Origin of the sequence: Bacillus sp. FSL R5-0712, from assembly GCF_038593285.1 — a bacterium.
GTDB lineage: Bacteria > Bacillota > Bacilli > Bacillales > Bacillaceae > Bacillus > Bacillus safensis.
The window spans coordinates 2194584-2217559 of the sequence record NZ_CP151981.1; the positions used below are offsets into that span (position 1 = coordinate 2194584).

Here is a 22976-nt window from a genome sequence, read left to right on the forward strand (position 1 = left end):
TTATTTCATCCATTCAGTATGGAATACGCCTTCTTTATCTGTACGCTCATACGTATGTGCACCGAAATAGTCACGCTGTGCTTGAATTAAATTCGCTGGAAGGACAGCTGTGCGATAGCTATCAAAGTAAGCAAGTGCACTTGAGAATGAAGGAACAGGCACTCCTTGTTCCACTGCAAGTGAAATGACTTTACGAAGTGATGATTGATAGTTTTGAGCAATATCCTTAAAGTATGGATCAAGCAATAGGTTTTTCAGTTCAGGATTACGGTCATACGCTTCTTTAATTTGTTGTAAGAAGGCTGCACGAATGATACATCCGCCGCGGAAGATCATCGCAATTTCACCGTATTTCAAATCCCAGTTATATTCATCAGACGCTGCTTTCATTTGCGCAAAGCCTTGTGCGTAAGAGCAGATTTTACTCATGAATAGGGCTTTTCTAACTGCTTCGATCAGCTCTTGTTTATTCTCAGCTGATTTCGCTGGCTCTGGACCTTCGATCAATTGACTTGCTTCCACTCGCTCATCTTTCATTGCTGAAATGTAGCGCGCAAAAACAGACTCAGTAATGATTGGAAGCGGGACACCTAGATCAAGTGAGCTTTTGCTTGTCCATTTTCCAGTTCCTTTTTGACCAGCTTTATCTAAGATCACATCCACAAGCGGCTGGTTTGTTTCTTCATCCACTTTTGTGAAAATGTCAGCTGTAATTTCGATTAAATAGCTGTCAAGCTCGCCTTTATTCCACTCTGAGAATACTTCATGAAGCTCCCCTGCTGACAATCCAGCAACATGCTTCAAGATAAAGTATGATTCAGAGATCAATTGCATATCTCCGTACTCGATACCGTTATGAACCATTTTGACATAATGTCCTGCTCCATCTGGGCCGATATACGTTGTACAAGGCTCGCCATCTACTTTCGCAGAGATCGCTTCTAAAATTGGTTTTACTAGCTCATGCGCTTCTTTTTGACCGCCTGGCATGATGGAAGGACCTTTTAGCGCGCCTTCTTCACCGCCGGAAACACCTGTACCAATGAAGTGAATACCACTTTCTGCAAGCTCTTGGTTACGTCTTTGTGTATCCTTGTAATATGTATTTCCACCATCAATTAAAATGTCACCTTTCTCTAGGTGAGGAAGTAATGATTGAATGGTTGCATCTGTTGCTGCACCAGCTTTTACCATTAAAAGAATTTTACGCGGTGTTTCAAGCGACTGAACAAATTCTTCGATGCTGTATGTGCCAACAACGTTTTTTCCTTCTGCTTCTTGAAGAAACTCTTCTGTTTTGCTGCTAGATCTGTTATAAACGGATACGGAGAAACCGCGGCTTTCAATATTGAGGGCAAGGTTTTTCCCCATAACGGCTAGTCCAACCACACCGATTTGTTGTTTTGACATAATTCTGACGTCCCTTCTAACACACTATATTGATTACTGCTGAAATGATGTACCCTTTGAAATTACCACAACATCACCTCTTTTATCAAGTTTTCAGGCTAGTCATTTCCTCTTTCGTCCTGAAAAAAATCTTTATTAAAACTTGTCCCGCTTGTTTTGCTCTCTTTTTCCTTAATGGTGATCCCTCTTTGCACCAATGACTTTCCATATTTTTCTTTCAGTCCATCTAAAATGGTTTGGAGAGGCTCTTCTTTTGCATCTTCTGTATATGAAAATAAATCAAGCTGTTTAACAGCTGCTTTTCGTTCGACAAGGTCTGTCCCCGTCACACCTAAGAGCCTCACTGGCTGGTCATTCCAATGTTTAAGGAATAACTGCTTTGCCGCTTCAAATATGTCTTCCTTTCGATCCGTTGGATTTGTGAGCATGACACTTCGCGTGATATTTTTCCAGCTTGCATACCGAATCATGATGAGCAGCCGGTTCGCCATCACTTCTTTTCTCCTTAACCTTGCACTCACAGATTGTGACAGCTTATCAATTAACGTGACAAGTTCATCTGAATCATCCGAATCATGAGGCAGAGTAGATGAATTGCCGACGGATTTAAATTCGTATATTCTTTCTGGGTCTACGATGCCGTGATGTTCACCATTCGCCTTTTGCTTTAATCTCGGTCCATTAATGCCAAGCAATTCTTTTAGCGTATACTCATTCGCTTTCGCTAAGTCTTCAATGGTATGAATTCCGATTTTTTTTAATTTCTCTGCCGTTTTTTGTCCAACCCCGTGCATATCACCAGCAGGGAGCGGCCAGAGCATGTTCGGAACATCTCGTTTACGCAATATGGTGATGCCCATTGGCTTTTTCCAATTAGACGCCATTTTCGCTAAAAATTTATTCGGTGCAATGCCGATACTTGAAGGAAGCATCAGTTCCTCTACAAGCCTTGTTTGAATATCATGAGCCGTTTTTACCGCATGCTCGGCATATGGCGTATGTGTTAAATCAATATAGCCCTCATCAATCGATACAGGTTCGACTAAATCACTGTATTCTCTTAGTATTGTAAACATCTCTTGTGAGGAGCTGCGGTACCGGTCAAAGTTCGGTGTGCGGACAATGAGTCCCGGACATAGCCGCTTCGCCTCCCACAAAGGCATCGGGGGCTTCACACCTAGTGCTCTTGCCTCGTAGCTGCACGTCACAACAATCCCTTTACGCTCTTTTGCATTTCCGCTGATGGCTAAAGGTTTCCCTCGCAAAGAAGGATCATACGCCATTTCTACATTGGCATAAAAAGCATTCATGTCTATATGAAAAATAATATTTGACATTGGCATAACCCCATTTTCTTGTCTACCTGTATTTTGATCAGCTGTTTCCTAATATATCAAACATGATTGCTCTCTTTTATGTTCAATTATACATTGATTTATTTCATCTTTCCTCAAAAAAACCTTCTCTAAAAAAGAGAAGGCCAGACTGTTAACAAAGGGCTAAAATGATCTTGATTTTAGCCTTAGTCTTCTTTTCAGCGTGATCAAAAACCTATGCAGCCCTAGGAAGGACGAGCACCGGAGCGCAGGACTGACACCGAATGCGAGGGTTTGTCTGCGCGCTGGGTTTCACGTTCATTTACACTTTTTCTTCAAGTATACCATGTTGATATTGAATGTCCTCATATGTGAATACTTCATTTTTTTGATGATGTAAATGTTTTACCACCGGATTGGGCTGTTGATGAAAATTCATACTCAAACTTTGATTGGAGTAGTGTCCAGCCGGATCAATATAATACTTGTAATCAATGACTCTTTCTACATCAATTTCAGCGTAAGCAATTCCTTCCGTTTCAGCAGGAACCATATCACTGATCGGTTCCCCGTCCGGCCCGTAAATGCACGTATGCCCGCTCTTAAATGTTTCAAAGTAATCTCTTTGCTCCTGCGTTAAACAAATCATTTCTTTCATTTCTTCCGTATATATAGATGATGTCATCAGCACAAATGTCTGTGTTGCGATGGCATAATATCTGCTTGAAATTTCATCGTCAAAATAACCTGGCCAAGAGGCTACATGTACCTGCTCATTTTGAGCATTCATCGCCATAAGATCAAGCGGGACTTGATGCTCCCAGCACATCAATCCGCCAAGGTTTCCAATGTCAGTTTGAAAGACCGGCATCATACTTCCACTTCCATCCCCCCAAATGAGTCTTTCTGCTACAGAAGCTCTCATTTTCCGGTGTTTTCCTATTAAATCCCCATTTGGATTAAACCAAAGCTGAGCTAAATAGAGAGAGCCGCCATCTTTTTCACTGCATGATATACAAACGTACGTTTCATTTCTTTTTGCTGCCTCACTTATTTTTTGAATGGCTAAGCTAGGGATTTCAACGGCATTTTTATATAATTCATGATAGAACTTTCTCGTATATTCTGGATGACCAATAAAAGCAAACCAAGGATAACCAGGTAAAAATGCTTCTGGGAATGCCACAAGCTTTGCACCATTTGAAGCTGCCTCGTCGATCAGTTCACATGATTTCTCAACGCTTGCTTCCAAATTTAAGTAGACAGGTGCTGCTTGCACGGCAGCTGCTCGAAACTTTGGGTAAATACTTGTCATATTCAAAACCTCCATTTCTTTTATCCCCCTCATTATAGGATAGGAAATATGAAGTTTGGATGAAATTTACCATTTTATACAAAATAAGGAATTTTATTTAATAGAGAAAACACGTGGTTGTGTTAGACATTTAACCATGTGTATAGTACACTGTGAGTAATGAAATGGATGTGATAATCATGATTATTGATACATTCAATGAAGTCTTTTTCCTTGTTGAATTCTTTACGATTATTCTTCCAGCGCTGACGGCCATCGGCATTGCGTTTTTACTAAAAGACTGCCGTATGAACGAACACCTTGGTGGACATCGTTTGGAAGAGTTGGACGCATCTTGCTTGAATCGAACAGACTTTCTGTTTATCATATACGATCGCATTACAACTTGGATTAGTAAAGTCATTCGAATGAAAAGATCATCAAATGATGATGAAGACCATTCGCTTCCTCTCACTAATTAAATTTTTTTAATCATGAGGAGGAAACGAATTGAAACGTTTATTGACTGTTTTTACGACTTTATGTTTGATGATGATTGCGTCACCTGCATTTGCAGCGAGTGCGCAAACGAATACGAGCTCTGATGGGTTTTTCCATCATTATTTTGTTCAGCCTTTTTCTGAGCTGATCATTTGGCTTGCGAACTTTTTCCATGATGATTATGGTTTATCCATTATGTTCGTCACCTTGATTGTCCGCCTGCTGATTTTCCCGCTTTTTGCGAACCAATTTAAGAAGCAACGAGTCATGCAGGAAAAAATGGCACTGGTGAAACCTCAGATTGACCAAATACAAAGCAAACTGAAGAAAACAAAAGATCCTGAAAAACAAAAAGAACTGCAAATGGAAATGATGAAAGTATATAAAGAGAACAATGTGAACCCGCTGGCAATGGGCTGTCTGCCTATGCTGATTCAAATTCCAATTGTTCTTGGCTTTTACTCAGCGATCCGCTCAACACCTGAGATCGCAACTCATACGTTCTTATGGTTTAACTTGGGACAAACCGATTTATTGGTGGCAGTCTTTGCAGGGGCTATGTATTTCTTGCAATTTTATGTCACACAAAAATATGCGAAGCAATCAGGCACTCAGACAGAGGCTGCGCTGAAGCAAGCGAAAGTAATGGGCATGATTTTCCCAATCATGATGCTGTTTCTTTCAATCAATGCACCCGCTGCTCTTCCTTTATACTGGATGACAAGCGGACTATTACTCACGATTCAAACGATTATTTTAAATGTCATGTACCAAAAATCAAAAACGAAAGCTGCGGCTAACGAACAAGCCAAACCAGCTGCTGAATAAAAATAAACCCCTTATCTTTAGATAAGGGGCTTTTCATTATGCCAATTCTTCTTTCAACCGGTCTGGCAATTGATCAAGGTCCTCAATTTTCCCAAGGAACTTATTTGGGTCCACTTGTAAAATCATTTTGTTTTCTCTCTCCACAACGCCGAAGAAATATTCAGAGGCCTTCGTGTTCATATGAAATGGCTTGATCTCACTTTGCTCGATATCGATGATATCTTTTGCATCTGAGACAAGACAGCCAATCATTTGATCGTTTACTTCAAATAGCAGCACCTTGGACTGCTCGTTCACATCAAGAGGCTTTCCGTGAAGCATCACGCCTGTATCACTGACAGGAATGACCTCTCCTCTTAATGACATCAGCCCTTTAATTTCTTTTGGTAGGTTCGATACTTCTTGTAAGTAAGGGACCTTCTCAATCGAACGAATATGCTCTACACTGATGCCAAACTCCTCTTGCCCCACCTGAAAAATAATAATCTTTTGCGTGCTCACAGAGTCTCCTGCCTTTACGATGGATTTGTCGTTTCTTCGATAATGGCGAGAACCATTTCAGCTGTTTTGACTAATTCTTCAATCGGCATTTTCTCATTTTTCGTATGAATATCTTCATATCCAACAGCTAGGTTGACAGTTGGAACGCCGTTGCCTGCAATGACGTTTGCATCACTGCCTCCGCCGCTCGTCTGCAGTTCTGAAGGACGGCCAATTTTTGCTGCCGCTTTTTTCGCCACTTCTACGACTTGATCGCCGTGTGAGAATTTGAAGCCTGGATACATGATGTCAATTTGTACATCGGCACTTCCGCCCATTTCTTTAGCGGTTTTTTCAAAGGCTTCTTTCATCTTCGCTACTTGAGCTTCCATTTTTGCTGGTTCTAAAGAGCGTGCTTCCGCCAAAATATCGACTTGATCGCACACAATATTCGTTTGTGTTCCGCCTTCAAAACGGCCGATATTCGCCGTTGTTTCTTCATCAATCCGGCCAAGCGGCATGCTGGCAATTGCTTTTGATGCAATGGTAATCGCAGACACACCTTTTTCTGGCGCGACACCTGCGTGAGCGGTTTTTCCGTAAATCGTTGCGCGTACTTTTGCCTGTGTTGGTGCAGCTACAATAATCGTGCCAACCTTGCCATCTGAATCAAGGGCATAGCCGTATTTCGCTGTCATCAAATTCGGATCTAACGCTTTTGCTCCAACAAGTCCTGATTCCTCGCCTGCTGTGATCACAAATTCAATTGTTCCATGCGGTAAATTTTTCTCTTTCAGCACGCGGATCGCCTCAAACATAGCAGCAAGTCCTGTTTTATCGTCAGCACCAAGAATCGTTGTTCCATCTGTTTTCACATAGCCGTCCTCAATGACTGGTTTTACGCCATTCCCTGGTACAACTGTATCCATATGGGAAGTGAAATAAATTGTATCTGCCTCTTGATTCCCTTCTAAAGTACAGACAAGATTGCCTGCACCGTGGCCTGTTACCGCTTTTGAATCGTCTTCAACCACTTTTAGACCAAGCTGCGAGAATTTTTCTTTTAATACTTCAACAATTTTCTCTTCGTGTTTTGTTTCTGAATCAATCTGAACTAATTCTAAAAATTCGTCTAGTAAGCGTTTTTCATTGATCATGATGATGCTCCTCCTCTTATAGCGGCATGTTGCCATGCTTTTTTAACGGTCTATCTTCTTCCTTACTGCGAAGCACATCAAATGAGCGGATCAATCGCTCTCTCGTTTCAGCTGGCATGAAAATATCATCTATCAGACCTGCCTGAGCCGCTTTCCATACACTTGGTTTGTTTTCAGACTTGCGCGAAGCAGGATGAACGATTTCGTCTGCGAACGTTTTCCCCATGACATCAATTTCTGCTTCTGGCCATGCATAAACAAAGTCAGCTCCTAAGCCCTTGCTATTCATCGCGACATATGCACCGCCAAACGCCTTTCTTAAAATCACAGTGATTTTTGGAACGGTTGCTTCAGCGTACGCATATAAAAGCTTTGCCCCATGGCGGATAATTCCCGCATGCTCGGCTTTTTCTCCTGGTAAAAAACCAGGAACGTCCACAAGGGTTAAGATCGGAATATGAAACGCATCGCAAAATCGAATAAACCTGGCCGCTTTATCGGCAGCGTCAAGATCAAGGCTGCCTGCCAGCACCTTTGGCTGATTGGCAACAACACCAATGGAGGCTCCTTGTAATCTGGCAAAACCTGTGACAATATTTTTTGAGAAACAAGGCTGCGTTTCAAAGAATGAGTCTGGATCGGTTATCGCTGTCACCACTTGTTTGACATCATAAGTTCGAGATGGATCCTTTGGCAAGATGCTGCCTGGATCGGCGGTATCATGCTTTCGCGTCCCAGCGCGTGTGACAGCCTGCTGTTTCGTTTGTATGTACGTTAAAAGAGTTCGAACCGCTTCTAACACGTCCTTCTCATCTTTCCCAGTATAGTGCACATTCCCGCTCTTCTGATGCTGAACACTTGCACCGCCAAGACGGTCAGGACAGACCGTTTCTCCTGTTGCCTTTTCTATTACTTTCGGACCAGTTAAAAACATATGAGCTGTTTGCTCTGTCATAAAGACAAAATCAGTCAATGCAGGAGAATAAACTGCACCTCCAGCACATGAACCTAAAATAACTGATATTTGCGGGATTCGACCAGAGTACAGCACATTCCGTTTAAAAATCTGTCCGTATCCTTCTAATGATACCACACCCTCTTGAATTCTCGCACCACCTGAGTCTTTTAGACCGATGACCGGCATCTGATTTTTAGCTGCCAGATCCATTAAAGAAGCAATTTTTTTCGCATGCATTTCGCCTAATGAGCCCCCATATACGGTTGCATCTTGTGCATAAACACAGACAGGCTTACCGTGAATGAGTCCCGTTCCAATGACGACGCCGTCACCAACATGCTCTGACAGACCGCCTGTTGCAAATGACTGAATTTCCATCAAGCTGCCCTCGTCAAGAAGTTCATGCAGCCGCTCTCGAACCGTCAGCTTTCCTTTGCTTCTGTGAGCCGCTGCTCGTTTTTCGCCGCCGCCCATTAACGCTTTATTCCGCCATTCAGACAAGTCATTGAACGATTCATTCATCGCAATATTTCTCTCCTTTCAAGGACCCGCACAATTCAAATAACACACCTGACGTTTCTTTAGGTGAAATAAAGGCAATCTGCTTTCCGCTGGCGCCCATCTGTGCTTTTTTTTGGAGAAGCTGCACGCCAAGGTGATCGAGACGGCTAAGATCAGCCTGAATGTCATCTGACTTTAACGCTATATGATGAAGGCCCTCTCCTCTTTTTGTTAAAAAGGTATGTAGTTTACTGCGGGCTGAGATGGGCTCAATTAATTCGATGTACAGATCATCAAGTGAAGCGAAGGACGCTTTAATCTCCTGCTCAGGAATCTCTTGTATGTCTGAAAAATGCCAGTTAAATAGCTGATGAAGCGTTTGAGATGTTTCTTTAATAGAAAAGACGGCAATGGCAATATGATCGATTTGGTTCATCCGTTCACTTCCTTTGCTGATCACTTGTCGCATATGAAAAAACCAGATAAAATAAAGACAAGTGCGCTTGTCGCAAAAATCTTCGGTTATAGGGGTGCGATATGTCTCAAAAATTCATGAAATTTATGGTATTGCTTATGATTAGCCTGCTGTTAGTTTCTTCACTTTTAGCAGGAGCAGCAGCCTTTTTATAAGGTTTGAATAAAGGCAGACAAGCAGGTGATTCGCGATGTCAACGAATGGCCTGTTTGTCTTTGGCAAGCTTTTCAAAGGAAGCACTTGTTTTTGTAATCCATACCTTGGTGCCAATTGGAAGCTGATCAAACAAAAGCTCTACATCTTGATTATGAAGCCTTACACAGCCTGCTGTGATAAATTTCCCAATCGATGTTTCGTCACTCGTTCCGTGAATTCCGTAGGTTCTGCCATCTGTTCCTCGTGCATCAAATCCAATCCATCTTCGCCCAAGAGGGTTATTCTTTGCACCCCCTTCAATATTCTTTCTTCTGTAATAGGGATCTTTCGCTTTGATCATAATCGTAAATTCACCTTCTGGCGTTAAATCCGCTGTTTTTCCTGTTGAAGCAGGATATACTTTTTGGATTTTTCCTTGATCAATGAAGGCAAGTTCATTCGTTTGTTTATTAATGATGACAAACGGGTCACCTGGAAGCGGGTTTTGTCCAAGCGGCCAGATAGGTGAAAGGGACATGGTCAGTACGGTATAAAATAAAAGACGCATAGGCTCCTCCTTTTTCATTAGATTGACCAATGAAGGAGGAACTCATGCGTCTCTATTCTTTCATCCCTTTAAAATAGCTTTTCAGTACTAAATATTGTTCCATTTCACCGAGGAAATGAAAGAGTGCCGCTCTTGCCTCAAATTCTTCTCTTGTTTGCGGGAGCGGAAGTGCATCGAACTCTTCTTTCATATCAATGAGACGTCTTAAAAACTTATGCGCTGTGTTCCCTGGGTGAATATGTTCGCGTAAGTCTCTAATGTATTCTGCAATGATTTGTCCATGCTCCGTTGTGACGGAGATCGACGTAATTTTGGGCAGCACACGCTCAATGATTTCAAATTGCTTTTGTCTCATGTTGAAATAATGATAATACAGGTTTTCATGTCTTAATACATGGTTTTCAACATCACGATATGCAAGAGCTTTCGCTTCTTTGATCAATTGATGTGTCTCTGGTATTTCTTTTCCTGTCCAGTCTTGTTTCCCTGTCATTAAGTATTGCTCGATTTCCTCAAAGATTTTAGCAAAGTTGGCTTCAATCTGTTCGCTGTAGCGTTTAAGTTTTTTATCAACACTTGGCATATAGAGGTTCATAATCAGCGCTACCCCAACACCAATGGTAATCAGCAGCAGCTCGTTCCAGATGAGGTGGAGGGTAATCCCGCCAGACATGTATAAATGGAGAATGATGACTGAACTTGTGACAATCCCTTCTTTAATTCGAAGCAAAACCGTTGTCGGAATAAAGACAAGCAGCATCAAACCGATCACAAAAGGATGATACCCAATCAGATCGAAAAATAAATAAGAAAATAAAATAGCAAGACTGCATGCTGCAAAGCGAGCTCCCGATGCTAAGAGGGATCTTTTCTTTGTCACCTGAATACACAGGATCGTAATAATCCCGGCAGCTGAATAATTTTGCAAGCCAAGCAATTGTGCAATATAAATAGCGATCGCTGTTCCTAATGCTGTTTTCAGCGTTCGGTAGCCGATTTTAAACATGATGTGATTCACTCTTTTCTGTCTTGTTTCCATTCACTTTTGTGAAATGATGAACTTTTTTTACTTTCCCCATTATAATCAAAAAAAGAAGGAGATGTTAAGTCTCCTTCTCTTATTTCTTTATAATATTTTTTGTAAAAAGTCTTTTGCGCGCTGTGAAGACGGTGATTCAAAAAATTGCACAGGGTTTGCATCCTCTACAATTTTCCCATCATCCATAAAGATCACGCGGTCAGCCACTTCTTTTGCAAAGCCCATTTCATGTGTGACGATGACGAGTGTCATTCCAGATTGAGCCAGCTCTTTCATGACTTCTAATACTTCCTTGACCATTTCTGGATCTAGAGCAGACGTTGGTTCGTCAAACAGCATAATGTCTGGTGTCATCGCAAGCGCACGCGCAATCGCTACACGCTGCTTTTGACCGCCTGACAGACGGTTCGGGAAATCATCTTTTTTCTCTAAAAGCCCTACCTTTTTGAGCAGGTCTTCAGCTTGCTTGATGCTGTCTTCCTTCGATTGATTCTTCACATTCATTGGCGCATACGTGATATTTTCCAGCACCGTTTTATGCGGGAACAGATGGAAATGCTGAAACACCATTCCGATGTTCTCACGCACTTTTAGTGCATTCGTTTTTGGATTGGTGATTTCGGTGTCCTTAATCGTAATGACACCAGAAGTCGGCTTTTCAAGTAAATTCATGCAGCGGAGGAACGTCGATTTTCCTGAACCAGATGGTCCAATAACCGCAACAACTTCCCCTTCTTTAATGGTGGTGTCGATCCCCTTTAAAACTTCGTTTTTACCAAAAGATTTTGTGAGTTTCTCTATTTTAATCATTTGATTTTAACTTCCTTTCCACCGATTTGCCGACAAAGGTGAGAACAAGCACGATGACATAATAGATAAGACCCGCAAAAATAAGCGGTTCAAGATAATTATACGTGACGGCCCCTGCTTGATAGGCTCGTCTCATGACATCACCCAGTCCGATGACTGTTACAATCGCTGATTCTTTTGTCAGTGTAATCGTCTCATTCACAAGTGCAGGTGAAATATTTTTAAACGCCTGCGGAAGCAATAAGTCCTTCATCATTTTAGCATAAGGGATGCCTAAAGCAACGGCTGCTTCTTTTTGACCTTTATCAATGGCATTAATACCCGCACGAATAATTTCAGATACGTATGCCGCCGAGTTGAGTGAAAATGCCGCTACAGCAGCCCAGTATTGGTCGATTTGAAACCCAAGAAGCTGAGGCAGACCAAAATAAATAATGAGCAATTGAAGCACAAGCGGTGTGCCTCGGAAAATTGACGTATAAAAATCTGCAAGCCAAATGAGCGGTTTAAACACACTAATTTTACAAAGCGTTAATAAAATTCCTAAAATAAATCCAAGTAAAAGGGATACCACTACTATAGAAAGCGTGACCTTAAGTCCTTCTAGAATAAAGGGCATCTGAGGTATTACATCTTTAAAATCAAACATGACATTCTCCTTTTTTCTGCCTTCATACAAAACAGGAAAAAAGTTCAACATGAGTTGAACTTTTCAGCGCTTTTCTACTTGATTTTCTGGAATGACGCTGATCCTTTTCCTGACTTACTTTTCATCAGCAAACCATTTTTTAATTAATTTATCAAGTTCGCCATTATCTTTCATTTCTTTTAATGATTTATTGAATTTCGCTGTTAAGTCGCTATTTTTCTTGAATGCAATGGCTGAACCTTCGTTTGAGCTGTTCAATCCAAATGCTTGGAAGTCTTTTTCCTTTTTTAAGTAACCAGCAGCTACTTTATCTTCAATAATTGCTGCATCAAAACGGCCTGCTTTAATCTCTTGAATGATATCAGAAATTTTATTACGGTCTTCAACTGTTAGGTTATATTTCTTTTGCAGTCCATTTGCTTCATCCTGTTGAATAGAACCTAATTGAACGCCGACTGTTTTGTCTTTTAAATCTTTCTCTGCCTTAATACCGCTAGATTTCTTTGATACAACCAAGTTTTTAGCATTGTAATAAACATCAGAGAAATCAACTTGCTTTTTACGTTTTTCTGTAGGTGTCATTCCTGCAAGGACAATATCAGCTTTGTTTGTTTTGAGGGCTGATACAAGGCTAGCAAAGTCCATATCTTGAATTTCTAGCTTGTAGCCGTTCTTTTTCGCTAATGCTGTTGCAAGATCTACATCAAAACCGACAATTTTATCTCCGTCTTTTGATTCAAATGGCGGATAATCTGCTGATGTCGCCATAACGAGTGTCTTGTCATCTCCTGATGCGTTTGAATTATTAGAAGAAGTTCCGCATGCTGCGAGTGCAGCTGCAAGACCAGCTGTCATAAGTAATAATAACCACTTTTTCATATGATGATGCCTCCCAGTATTTAAAATCATGTATTGATTGAATATTTATTCACTATAATGTATTTTAAACACTTTCTTTTTAAGATGCAATAGTATTTTGCTAAAATTATTTTGATTCTTTTGTCTTATAAAACAAAAAGCAGACCGATCTAAAGACCGGACTGCTTTATATTTATTCAACCAAAAGTCATATGTTAGATTTCTTCGCAATGCTCATCGAAAGCGGCTTGTAGTTTTGACACGACTTCCATTGGCTCATGCCCTTCAATTTCATGACGCTCGACCATTTTAATGATTTTTCCATCTTTTAATAATGCAAAGGATGGTGAAGATGGCGGGAAGCCTTCAAAGTATTCACGGGCTCTTGCTGTTGCCTCTTTGTCCTGCCCAGCAAACACTGTCAGCAATTGATCTGGACGCTTATCGTAATGAACAGAATAGCCGGCAGCTGGTCTTGCAATACCGCCTGCACAGCCGCATACTGAATTCACCATGACAAGTGCCGTTCCTTTTTTAGTCAGTGCTTCGTCTACTTCTTCAGCTGACGTGAGCTCAGTGTAGCCTGCCTGCTTAATTTCTTCTCTCGCTTGTTTCACAATATCATTCATAAATAAATTAAAATCAATATTCATGTCCGTCCACTCCTTTTGCGTACCAAAACCATTTTAACTCCATCATATCAAGGAAAACGCCAGCGGGCAAATGTGTTGTCTTTTCCTCCGCCTCTTTTTCCAAACATCGTTTATGAGCTGTCAAATTGGGGAAAAGTGATGATAAAGAGATGAAAGGGAGAACTGCGTGATGGCACAATTCAAAAAAGCGATGCTCATTTATAATGGAAATGCTGGACAAAAAAACATGGAAAAAACACTCGGTCAAACAGTGCCTCTTCTTTCTATACATATTGATGAACTCATTTTGAAACCAACAAAGCAGCCAAATGATGCTTATAATTTCTGCTGTCAAATTGATGAGACGGTGGAATTGCTCATTATATTAGGCGGAGATGGTACCGTGCATGAATGCATGAACGGCATTGGCGGTTTAGAAAAAAGGCCCACTGTAGCGATATTACCAGGCGGGACATGCAATGATTTTTCTAGAACACTAGGTATTCCTCAACAAATGCAGAAAGCCGCTCAAATGATTGTAGACGGCAAAGAGAAAAAGGTCGATTTAATCAAAGCAGAAGATCGATACGTGTTAAACTTTTGGGGAATTGGGCTGATCGCAGACACGTCCAACAATATTAACGACAAGGAAAAAGCCGTACTCGGCAAAATCAGCTACTTCACAAGTGCGCTGCGCACCTTGCAGCAAACAGATCCTTTTCACGTACGTATTGAGACAGAAGAGGAAAGCTGGGATGAGGAAGCTGTCATCGTTCTTGTCATGAATGGACATTTTATCGGTACAAATAGAATTGATTTGCCTCATGCAGCCATTGATGATGGAAAAGCAGAAATCTTAATTTGCAGAAATACGAGTTTCTCTGCTTTAAAAGAAATCTTCTCAATGAACCGGGAAGAGCTGGAGGATTTCACCGGCGATCTGTCTCTCATTCAAGCGTCCAGTATTCATATCCACACAAAAGAGGAAATGGATGCTGATACAGATGGTGAGGTTTATATGACAGCCCCTTCTTCTTTAGAAGTGTTAAAACAGCATTTGACCTTTATTGTTCCAGCAGAATAAAAAAATGCCCGACATCATTTTGATTCGGGCGTTTTTTTGATATATCGTCTGTATAAATATTCAAGTGCATATCCGAGAAGCGTCCCGGCGAGAAGTGATATTCCTAAAAAGCTATTGGCTGCTCCTTTAAATCCGCCGACAATCAGCAGACAGTACACGATTTGAATGATTGAAACGATCGATATGATAAGCAGTAATCGTTCAGGATGATTGCGTGATTTAGAAATGTACCGCAGAAAAGCGAATGCAATCGCTGTGATAAACATGAGACCAATCGTGAGAAAAGCAAAAAAATCTAGTCCAGACATATCATCGCTCCTTTCTCCTAGATGTGGAAATCCCCCTCTCATGCCGGGAGGGGGAAAATTGTTGTTTTAATAAACAGATGTCTGCTCGTCAATGCCTTCAAGGATTTGTTTAATTCGCTGAAGGAATCTGCCGCATACAAGACCATCTAGTACTCTGTGATCTAATGAAAGACAAAGATTGACCATGTCTCTTGCCGCAATCATACCGTTTACTATCATTGGACGCTTCACGATCGATTCTACTTGTAAAATCGCCGCTTGCGGATAATTAATGATTCCCATAGATTGTACCGAACCAAATGATCCCGTGTTGTTGACAGTGAAGGTACCGCCTTCCATATCACTTTGCTTAAGCGTTCCTTGTCTCACCTTAGACGCCAGCTCATGAATTTCTTTGGCAATGCCCTTAATGGTCTTTTCATCCGCATCCTTAATGACTGGAACAAAAAGCGCGTCATCTGTAGCGACAGCAATCGAAACATTGATTGCTTTCTTTTGCACAATTTTATCTCCGGCCCACATGCTGTTCATTTCAGGGAATTCCTTTAAGGCCTGAGCCACTGCTTTGACAAAGAACGCAAAGAACGTCAAGTTAAAGCCTTCTTTTGCTTTAAACTGATCCTTCAGCTGATTTCTTCTTGTCACAAGATTTGTCACATCGACTTCCATCATCGTCCATGCATGCGGAATTTCATGTTTGCTTCTCAGCATATTGGCTGCAATTGCCTGACGGATCGGCGTGACTGGCAGCTCAACATCACCAGGCATAGAAGGGACGGCAGGTGCCGCTTTTGTTTGAGATGGCTGCACAGGCTCCGGTTGAACGGCACGTTCATTGACAGGTGCTGTCTTCTCTTTGACGCCGCCGTTTTCAATGAGTTGCAGCAAATCTTTTCTAGTGATTCGGCCGCCTGCTCCCGTGCCTTGAACAGCCGCTAAATCAATGCCGTGCTCACCTGCCAAACGAAGAACGGCTGGAGAATAGCGTTTCTTTTGACTTTGATTCTCATTTGTTTGATCTGCTTCAGGCGCTTCGCTTTGCTCAGGTGCTGCTTCTTCTTTCACACTCTGCTGCTCGCTTCCTTCTATCTCAATTTCACAGAACACTTCTCCTACTTGCAGCGTTTCGCCTTCCTCAGCCGATAGCTTTGTAATCGTTCCTGTAAAAGATGACGGAACTTCTGCGTTCACTTTATCTGTCATGACTTCCGCAATCGGATCGTATTTATTCACATGATCGCCAGGTGAAACGAGCCATTTGCTAATGGTTCCTTCTGTTACACTTTCACCTAGCTGAGGCATTTTCATTTGTTCAATTGCCACTTTGAAACCCTCCTCTTTCTTAAAACGCCGCCAGCTCTCTCATTTCAGCTTCTACCTTATCCGGATTGACCATGAAGAATTTCTCCATTGTCGGCGCATAAGGCATTGCCGGAATATCTGGTCCAGCAAGACGTTTGATTGGTGCGTCTAAATCAAATAAGCAATGCTCCGAAATGATCGCCGCAACCTCACTCATGATGCTGCCTTCTTTTGTATCTTCCGTTAACAGAAGCACTTTCCCTGTTTTAGAAGCCGCTTCTATAATCGCTTCCTGATCAAGCGGGTACACTGTTCTCAAATCGAGAATATGAGCGGAAATGCCGTCTTTTGCAAGGCGGTCTGCTGCTTGCAGCGCAAAATGGACACAAAGGCCATATGTAATGACCGTGATATCATCGCCTTCACGTTTCACATCTGCTTTTCCAATCGGAAGAGTGTAATCCTCTTCAGGTACTTCTCCTTTAATCAGACGGTATGCACGTTTATGTTCAAAGAACAATACAGGATCTGGATCACGCACTGCAGCCTTTAAAAGACCTTTGACATCATAAGGTGTAGAAGGCATCACAATCTTCAAACCAGGCTGGTTAGCAAAAATAGCCTCGACCGATTGTGAATGATAAAGTGCCCCGTGTACTCCGCCCCCGTAAGGTGCGCGGATGACCATTGGACAGCTCCAATCATTATTTGAGCGGTATCTAATTTTTGCAGCCTCTGAAATGATTTGGTTGATTGCAGGCATAATGAAATCCGCAAATTGCATTTCTGCAATTGGGCGCATTCCATACATCGCTGCCCCAATACCTACACCCGCAATGGCTGATTCTGCAAGAGGTGTATCCATGACGCGCGCTTCTCCAAATTGCTCGTAAAGACCCGCTGTCGCTTTAAATACGCCGCCTTTTTTCCCGACATCCTCTCCGAGCACAAACACTTTCGGATCTCGCTCCATTTCTTCTTTCATCGCCAGTGTAATGGCGTCTATATATGACATAACAGGCATTTTTCTTCCCCCTTACTCCGCATACACGTAACGAAGTGCGCTTTCTGCATCAGCATAAGCTGCGTTTTCCGCTTCATCAGTAGCTTCGTTTACGATTTGCATGATTTCTTTTGTCATCTCTTCTTTCATTTCAGAAGTCATGACGTTTCCTTCGATTAAATACGTTTCATATTGGATGAGCGGATCTTTCTTTCTTGCTTCGAGCACTTCTTCTTTTTCTCGATAGCTTGAATCATCGTCATCACTTGAGTGCGCAGTTAAACGGTAAGAGATCGTTTCAATCAATGTCGGGCCTTCGCCTCTAGCCGCACGGTCTCTTGCTTCTTTGACAGCGGCATATACTTCAAGCGGATCATTTCCATCTACAGTGACACCAGGCATCCCATATCCAACCGCACGATCTGAAATGCGTTCACAGGCTACTTGTTTGTCATATGGCACGGAAATCGCATACTTATTGTTTTCACACATGAAAATAACAGGCAGTTTATGAACAGCAGCAAAGTTTGCGCCTTCGTGGAAATCACCTTGGTTTGATGAGCCTTCACCGAACGTGACAAAGCTGACAAAGTTTTTCTGCTCTAATCGTCCAGCAAGGGCAATTCCCACCGCGTGAGGAACCTGCGTTGTTACAGGTGAAGACCCAGTCACAATTCGATTTGCTCTTTGCCCAAAATGCCCTGGCATTTGTCTTCCGCCTGAGTTTGGATCGTCTTGTTTTGCGAAACCAGACATCATTAAATCTTTTGCTGTCATCCCAAAAGCAAGGACAACTCCCATATCACGGTAGTAAGGTAAGACGTAATCTTCTTCTCTATTAAGAGCAAATGCAGCGCCGACTTGCTGCGCTTCCTGCCCTTGACAAGAAATAACGAATGGAATTTTCCCGGAACGGTTTAATAGCCACATCCGTTCATCGATTTTTCTTGCTAGAAGCATTGTTCTGTATATCTCAATTGCTTGTTCATCTGATAATCCTAATTCCTGATGACGCATGTTACTCATCATGTTTCCCTCCTTGATTAAAAATGGATCGCCTTCCCGTCAACAGCAAGGGCTGCCTCGCCAATCGCCTCTGATAAGGTCGGATGCGGGTGTATCGTCTGCCCCACTTCCCACGGGGTTGCATCAAGTACTTTGGCTAATCCAGCTTCAGATATCATATCTGTTACATGAGGACCAATCATATGAATTCCTAAAATATCATCTGTCTTTTGATCGGCAATGATTTTGACAAATCCATCAGACTCCCCGTACACAAGTGCTTTTCCAATCGCCATAAATGGAAATTTCCCTATTTTGACTTCAAACCCCTGCTCTTTTGCCGCCTGTTCAGTGAGTCCAACACTAGCGGTTTCTGGGTGAGAGTAAACACATTTAGATACGAGCGTCTCATCGAGCGGCTTTGGATCTTTCCCAGCCATATGTTCTACAGCAATCATCCCTTCGTGAGAAGCGACATGTGCCAGCTGAAGCCCGCCGATGACATCTCCTATTGCGTAAATATGTGATTCTTTCGTTTGATAATGTTCATTTACGACAATGCCTTGTTTTTCGGTTTGGATGTCCGTGTTTTCAAGACCTATGCCTTCGATATTAGGTACTCTGCCGACTGAAAGAAGGAGTTTTTCCGCTTCAAACGTCTGAATGTCTCCATCCTTTTCCGCTTGAATTGTCACGAGATTTCCCTGCTTTTCTACGCTATCTGGCAGTACCTTCGCATTAGTCACAAAAGTGATGCCTTTTTTAGATAATAGCTTTTCCATTTCTTTAGAAATGTCATGATCCTCTGTTGGCAAAATGCGGTCTGCAAACTCAAGCACAGTGACGTTCACACCAAAATCATTGAGCATGGAAGCCCACTCGATTCCGATCACTCCGCCCCCCACAATTAGCATTGACTGCGGAAGCTCTGGCAGTTCAAGTGCATCATCTGAAGTGAGGATGTGTGTTCCATCTGCTTCAAGCCCTGGCAGCACACGCGGTCTTGATCCTGTCGCGATGATGACCTGCTTTGGAATGAGCATTTCATTTTCCTCTCCATTTGCCATTTCTACGGAGATCGTTCCTGGCATTGGCGAAAAGATAGATGGGCCAAGAATACGGCCGATTCCTTCATATACATCAATTTTTCCTTGTTTCATTAAATGTTTGACGCCGCCTGCTAGTTTTTCGACGATCTCTGTTTTTCTTTTCTGCACATTGGCAAATTGCAAGGCAACGCCTCCTGCCTCAACACCAAAATCAGCTGCGCGTTTGACGGTTTGATAAACTTCTGCACTTCTGAGCAGCGCTTTAGACGGGATGCAGCCTTTATGAAGACATGTTCCGCCGAGCTTTTCTTTTTCTACAACTGCTGTTTTCAATCCAAGCTGTGAGGCACGGATGGCCGCTACATAGCCGCCTGTGCCTCCACCAAGAATGACGAGGTCATATTCAGTTGCCATGACTTGTCACTCCTTTCTTTTCCTGTTGATCATTTGGGTATTCTTTCGGTGATTCTTCTTCTTTTAAAATGCGAAGCGCACCTTCTGCTAACGATTGCAGCTCATTTTCACCTGGAAACACGACAACATCTGAAATCCAGTCAATATAGCCGCGAATACTTGACGTAATTTGTTTGCTGTATGCAAGTCCGCCTGTTAATACAATGACGTCAACTGCTCCTTTTAAGACAGCGCTAGCCGCACCAATTTCCTTGGCAATCTGATAGCACATCGCTTCATAAATGAGCGCCGCCCGCTCATCACCCGCTTCAATCATGCGTTCCACTTTCACAGCGTCTGTCGTGCCAAGATAGCCCGCAAGCCCGCCTTCACCAATAATGCGTTTGAGCATTTCTTCTTGGGTATACTCCCCCGAAAAACAAAGATTCACAAGATCACCTGTCGGCAAGGTTCCCGCACGCTCTGGGCTGAAAGGACCTTCGCCATGCAGACCGTTATTGACATCGATGACTTTTCCTTTTTCATGAACACCAATGGTGATACCGCCGCCCATATGAGTAATAATCATGTTCAAATCTTCGTAACTTTTTCCAAAAGAAGCCGCTGTTTTTCTTGCGACCGCTTTTTGATTTAATGCGTGAAAAATGCTTTTTCTTTCGATCGTTGGCAGCCCTGAAATACGAGCAATTGGTTTTAGTTCATCCACTACAACTGGATCGACAATAAAAGCCGGGATATTCAGGCCAAGTGCAATTTCTCTCGCGATGATTCCACCGAGATTGGATGCGTGCTGGCCGGCATATCCTTCTTTTAGGTCTTCCACCATTTGCTCATTGACTTCATATGTGCCTCCTTCAATCGGACGAAGGAGACCGCCGCGCGCACAAACTGCATCAAACTTTGAGATATTCATCCCCTGTTCATGCAGTGTTTTCAAAATAGTTTCTTTGCGGAAAGAAAATTGATCAATGATATGAGGAAACTGCTTTAATTCCTCATCTGTATGTCTAAGTGTCGTTTCAAAAATAGACCGTTCATTATGAAACACACCAATTTTTGTTGAAGTAGAGCCAGGATTAATCGTGAGAATACGCCATTCTTTTGTCAGCAAAAACAAAACCTCCGTTTCAACTCATTCTTCAAATTAGCGACGGCTTAAAATATGTTGACCATTTTGCAAGAATTGACTTCTTGATTTGCGCATTCTTTCAATTCGCTCTTCAGCCAATCGGTCTGCCGCTTTATAAGTTGGAATGGCATCACGGTTTGAAATTTCAATCACACGTTCAATATTTTGATAAATGCCTTCGACTTTTTTCATCGCACGATCTGCATTATAGCCATAAAGCTCATCAGCCACGTTAATCACACCGCCTGCATTGATCACATAGTCAGGAGCATATACAATTCCCATTTCATGGATAAGGTCTCCGTGATGCGTTTCTCTTAGCTGGTTATTTGCAGCACCTGCAATCACCTTTGCTTTTAACTTAGGAATGGTCACATCGTTAATGGTTGCGCCAAGTGCGCACGGTGCATAAATATCACATGCTTGATCGTAAATATCGTCAGGGTCGACTGCTTTTGCCCCGAAGTCTTCAACAGCTCGTTTGACAGAGTCTTTGTTGATATCTGTGACAATGAGCTGCGCGCCTTCTTCATGCAGATGTTTACACAAGTTGTAAGCGACATTTCCTACGCCTTGGACGGCAATTGTTTTTCCTTCTAATGAATCGGTCCCAAATGCAGCTTTGGCAGCGGCTTTCATCCCTTTGTATACACCGTAAGCAGTGACGGGAGACGGATTTCCAGAAGAACCAAATGCAGGAGAGATCCCTGTGACAAAATCGGTTTCTTCATGAATGAGATCCATGTCTTCTACCGTTGTACCGACATCTTCTGCTGTAATATAGCGGCCATTCAGCCCTTGAATGTAACGACCAAATGCACGGAACATTTCTTCATTTTTGTCTTTTCTCGGATCACCGATGATGACCGTTTTTCCGCCGCCAAGATTAAGTCCTGCTGCCGCGTTTTTATAAGTCATTCCTCTCGCTAGACGCAGTGCATCCTCAATGGCTGCTTCTTCGTTTTCATACGTCCACATTCTCGTTCCGCCTAGTGCAGGCCCAAGTGTTGTATCATGAATCGCAATAATCGCTTTTAAGCCAGACTGCTCATCCTGACAAAATACAAGCTGTTCATAATCGTATCGTTCCATATATTTAAAAAGTTCCATTGTGTTATTCCTCCTATTACTTCCGCTTAATTTGATGTACAGATGGCAAGCGCAATTGAATAAAGCTTACTTTCGGCTGAATCAGACCGGCTTGTTAAAGCAATCGGCGCCTTCGCTCCTGCCACCACAGCTCCCACCTTCGCATGTGCAAAGTAGATGAGAGATTTATAAAGAATGTTTCCTGCCTCAATTGTTGGCACAAGCAAAATATCTGCATGGCCGGCTACATCACTCGTAATATTTTTATGAGAAGCTGCCGTTTGAGAAATGGCATTATCTAAAGCAAGAGGCCCATCAATCAGGCAGCCAGAAATTTGCCCCCGCCGATTCATTTGCGCAAGACTTGCCGCAGTCAAAGTTGAATCCATGGCCGGATTCACGACCTCCACCGCAGAGAGCACTGCAACCTTTGGCATGTCGTTTCCGACAGCTTGTGCTACTTGAACAGAGTTGATCGTAATCTCTTTCAGCATATTTAAATCGGGCGCGATGTTCATCGCAGAATCCGTGACATAAATAAAGCGTTCAAAGCCCGGTACTTCAAATGCCGCAACATGTGATAGGACACTGGTCGTCCTGAGCCCATATTCTTTATTCAATACCGCTTTTAAAAGAACGGCTGTCGGGACATGCCCCTTCATCAAAATATCTGCATGCTTCTCGCTCACTGCCTGAACGGCAATCTTGGCAGATTCTTCGGGAGAATCTGAATGAATAATATCTATCCAGTCCTCATTGATTTCATGCTGCTTCACTAGCTCCTTCAGGTTGCGTTTGTTCCCAACCAGGAGAAAGCGAGCGACCTTTCGCTTAATTGCCATCTTGATGGCATGAAGCACTTCTTCGTCTTCTGCATGAGCCACAGCCGCCGTTTTGTTCTGCAGCTGGGCGGCTTTCATAATCAGATCGTCAAGCTTCATATATGCCCACCTTTCCTTGTGCTCGGTTCATGTTTTATATG

General features: G+C 42.5%; 25 protein-coding genes. 4 read left to right on the forward strand and 21 right to left on the reverse strand.

The genetic code is table 11. From position 1 onward, the window contains the following. From gndA to NSU11_RS11045, 3 genes are all read right to left on the reverse strand, one after another. Positions 1 to 1410, reverse strand: coding sequence for an NADP-dependent phosphogluconate dehydrogenase (gndA, locus tag NSU11_RS11035; RefSeq protein ID WP_034622350.1), 1410 nt, complete (start codon positions 1408 to 1410; stop codon positions 1 to 3). Positions 1411 to 1508: 98 nt separating this feature from the next. After that, complete coding sequence (locus NSU11_RS11040) at positions 1509 to 2753, reverse strand: DNA polymerase IV (RefSeq protein ID WP_342493579.1); 1245 nt, start codon at positions 2751 to 2753, stop codon at positions 1509 to 1511. Between the two features lie 295 nt (positions 2754 to 3048). After that, complete coding sequence (locus NSU11_RS11045; RefSeq protein ID WP_277721866.1) at positions 3049 to 4041, reverse strand: carbon-nitrogen hydrolase family protein; 993 nt, start codon at positions 4039 to 4041, stop codon at positions 3049 to 3051. A 179-nt stretch (positions 4042 to 4220) separates the two neighbouring features. Here NSU11_RS11045 and NSU11_RS11050 point away from each other — a divergent pair, with 179 nt between their 5' ends. Then, a complete protein-coding gene (locus NSU11_RS11050; protein WP_024422910.1) occupies positions 4221 to 4502 on the forward strand; it encodes a hypothetical protein in 282 nt (93 codons plus the stop codon). A gap of 67 nt (positions 4503 to 4569) precedes the next feature. Beyond that, positions 4570 to 5349, forward strand: a complete 780-nt coding sequence (locus tag NSU11_RS11055) for a membrane protein insertase YidC (protein ID WP_046312291.1) — start codon at positions 4570 to 4572, stop codon at positions 5347 to 5349. Positions 5350 to 5385: 36 nt separating this feature from the next. On the opposite strand, the gene NSU11_RS11060 is transcribed toward NSU11_RS11055, so the two are convergent. Genes NSU11_RS11060 through mce form a run of 4 tightly spaced genes read right to left on the reverse strand, consistent with a single transcriptional unit; the run spans position 5386 to position 8881 of the window. Beyond that, on the reverse strand, positions 5386 to 5850 hold the full coding sequence (locus tag NSU11_RS11060) for a chemotaxis protein CheW (RefSeq protein ID WP_024422912.1): 465 nt from the start codon (positions 5848 to 5850) through the stop codon (positions 5386 to 5388). Positions 5851 to 5864: 14 nt separating this feature from the next. Next, a complete protein-coding gene (locus NSU11_RS11065; RefSeq protein WP_041117918.1) occupies positions 5865 to 6986 on the reverse strand; it encodes a tripeptidase T in 1122 nt (373 codons plus the stop codon). Between the two features lie 16 nt (positions 6987 to 7002). Next, entirely contained in the window at positions 7003 to 8466 is a 1464-nt protein-coding gene (locus NSU11_RS11070) for an acyl-CoA carboxylase subunit beta (protein WP_149126492.1), read from the reverse strand. Continuing rightward, complete coding sequence (gene mce / locus NSU11_RS11075) at positions 8459 to 8881, reverse strand: methylmalonyl-CoA epimerase (protein ID WP_149126491.1); 423 nt, start codon at positions 8879 to 8881, stop codon at positions 8459 to 8461. The genes NSU11_RS11070 and mce overlap by 8 nt, the downstream gene beginning before the upstream one ends. Positions 8882 to 8982: 101 nt before the next feature. On the opposite strand from mce, the gene prli42 reads away from it, so the two are divergent. Further along, entirely contained in the window at positions 8983 to 9075 is a 93-nt protein-coding gene (prli42, locus tag NSU11_RS11080) for a stressosome-associated protein Prli42 (protein WP_149126490.1), read from the forward strand. Between the two features lie 38 nt (positions 9076 to 9113). Here the strand turns inward: prli42 and NSU11_RS11085 are convergent, their stop codons facing one another. From NSU11_RS11085 to NSU11_RS11110, 6 genes are all read right to left on the reverse strand, one after another. Then, positions 9114 to 9623, reverse strand: coding sequence for a L,D-transpeptidase (locus NSU11_RS11085; protein ID WP_044332743.1), 510 nt, complete (start codon positions 9621 to 9623; stop codon positions 9114 to 9116). 52 nt (positions 9624 to 9675) lie between these two features. Beyond that, positions 9676 to 10629 (reverse strand): aromatic acid exporter family protein, encoded by a 954-nt coding sequence (locus NSU11_RS11090; RefSeq protein ID WP_024422917.1) that lies wholly within the window; start codon positions 10627 to 10629, stop codon positions 9676 to 9678. A gap of 120 nt (positions 10630 to 10749) precedes the next feature. Further along, on the reverse strand, positions 10750 to 11472 hold the full coding sequence (locus tag NSU11_RS11095) for an amino acid ABC transporter ATP-binding protein (RefSeq protein ID WP_024422918.1): 723 nt from the start codon (positions 11470 to 11472) through the stop codon (positions 10750 to 10752). Beyond that, entirely contained in the window at positions 11465 to 12121 is a 657-nt protein-coding gene (locus NSU11_RS11100; RefSeq protein ID WP_024422919.1) for an amino acid ABC transporter permease, read from the reverse strand. Before NSU11_RS11100 ends, NSU11_RS11095 begins: the two co-directional genes overlap by 8 nt. A 114-nt stretch (positions 12122 to 12235) precedes the next feature. After that, entirely contained in the window at positions 12236 to 13000 is a 765-nt protein-coding gene (locus NSU11_RS11105; RefSeq protein ID WP_024422920.1) for a transporter substrate-binding domain-containing protein, read from the reverse strand. 194 nt (positions 13001 to 13194) lie between these two features. Next, positions 13195 to 13632, reverse strand: a complete 438-nt coding sequence (locus NSU11_RS11110) for a BrxA/BrxB family bacilliredoxin (protein ID WP_024428021.1) — start codon at positions 13630 to 13632, stop codon at positions 13195 to 13197. Positions 13633 to 13801: 169 nt separating this feature from the next. Between NSU11_RS11110 and NSU11_RS11115 the strand changes: the two genes are divergently transcribed. Beyond that, positions 13802 to 14695, forward strand: a complete 894-nt coding sequence (locus NSU11_RS11115) for a YegS/Rv2252/BmrU family lipid kinase (protein ID WP_149126489.1) — start codon at positions 13802 to 13804, stop codon at positions 14693 to 14695. 14 nt (positions 14696 to 14709) lie between these two features. On the opposite strand, the gene NSU11_RS11120 is transcribed toward NSU11_RS11115, so the two are convergent. The 8 genes from NSU11_RS11120 to yqiS form a co-directional block, all read right to left on the reverse strand. Beyond that, positions 14710 to 15003, reverse strand: a complete 294-nt coding sequence (locus tag NSU11_RS11120) for a YesK-like family protein (protein WP_024428019.1) — start codon at positions 15001 to 15003, stop codon at positions 14710 to 14712. A gap of 66 nt (positions 15004 to 15069) precedes the next feature. Then, positions 15070 to 16326 carry a dihydrolipoamide acetyltransferase family protein gene (locus NSU11_RS11125; RefSeq protein ID WP_149126488.1) on the reverse strand — a complete coding sequence of 419 codons (1257 nt, stop codon included), beginning with the start codon at positions 16324 to 16326 and terminating at the stop codon, positions 15070 to 15072. A 19-nt stretch (positions 16327 to 16345) separates the two neighbouring features. Continuing rightward, positions 16346 to 17329, reverse strand: coding sequence for an alpha-ketoacid dehydrogenase subunit beta (locus tag NSU11_RS11130; RefSeq protein ID WP_024422925.1), 984 nt, complete (start codon positions 17327 to 17329; stop codon positions 16346 to 16348). Between the two features lie 12 nt (positions 17330 to 17341). Continuing rightward, positions 17342 to 18334, reverse strand: coding sequence for a thiamine pyrophosphate-dependent dehydrogenase E1 component subunit alpha (locus NSU11_RS11135; protein ID WP_056767291.1), 993 nt, complete (start codon positions 18332 to 18334; stop codon positions 17342 to 17344). A 17-nt stretch (positions 18335 to 18351) separates the two neighbouring features. Next, a complete protein-coding gene (gene lpdA / locus NSU11_RS11140; protein ID WP_024422927.1) occupies positions 18352 to 19776 on the reverse strand; it encodes a dihydrolipoyl dehydrogenase in 1425 nt (474 codons plus the stop codon). Further along, positions 19766 to 20893: a butyrate kinase gene (gene buk, locus NSU11_RS11145; RefSeq protein WP_029708028.1), complete on the reverse strand. Its 1128-nt coding sequence runs from the start codon at positions 20891 to 20893 to the stop codon at positions 19766 to 19768. The genes lpdA and buk overlap by 11 nt, the downstream gene beginning before the upstream one ends. Before the next feature lie 27 nt (positions 20894 to 20920). After that, the gene (bcd, locus tag NSU11_RS11150; RefSeq protein ID WP_003215658.1) at positions 20921 to 22015 is read right to left on the reverse strand and encodes a branched-chain amino acid dehydrogenase; all 1095 of its coding nucleotides are present in this window, start codon (positions 22013 to 22015) and stop codon (positions 20921 to 20923) included. A gap of 26 nt (positions 22016 to 22041) precedes the next feature. Continuing rightward, positions 22042 to 22935 carry a phosphate butyryltransferase gene (gene yqiS / locus NSU11_RS11155; protein WP_341053998.1) on the reverse strand — a complete coding sequence of 298 codons (894 nt, stop codon included), beginning with the start codon at positions 22933 to 22935 and terminating at the stop codon, positions 22042 to 22044. Positions 22936 to 22976 lie beyond the last annotated feature (41 nt).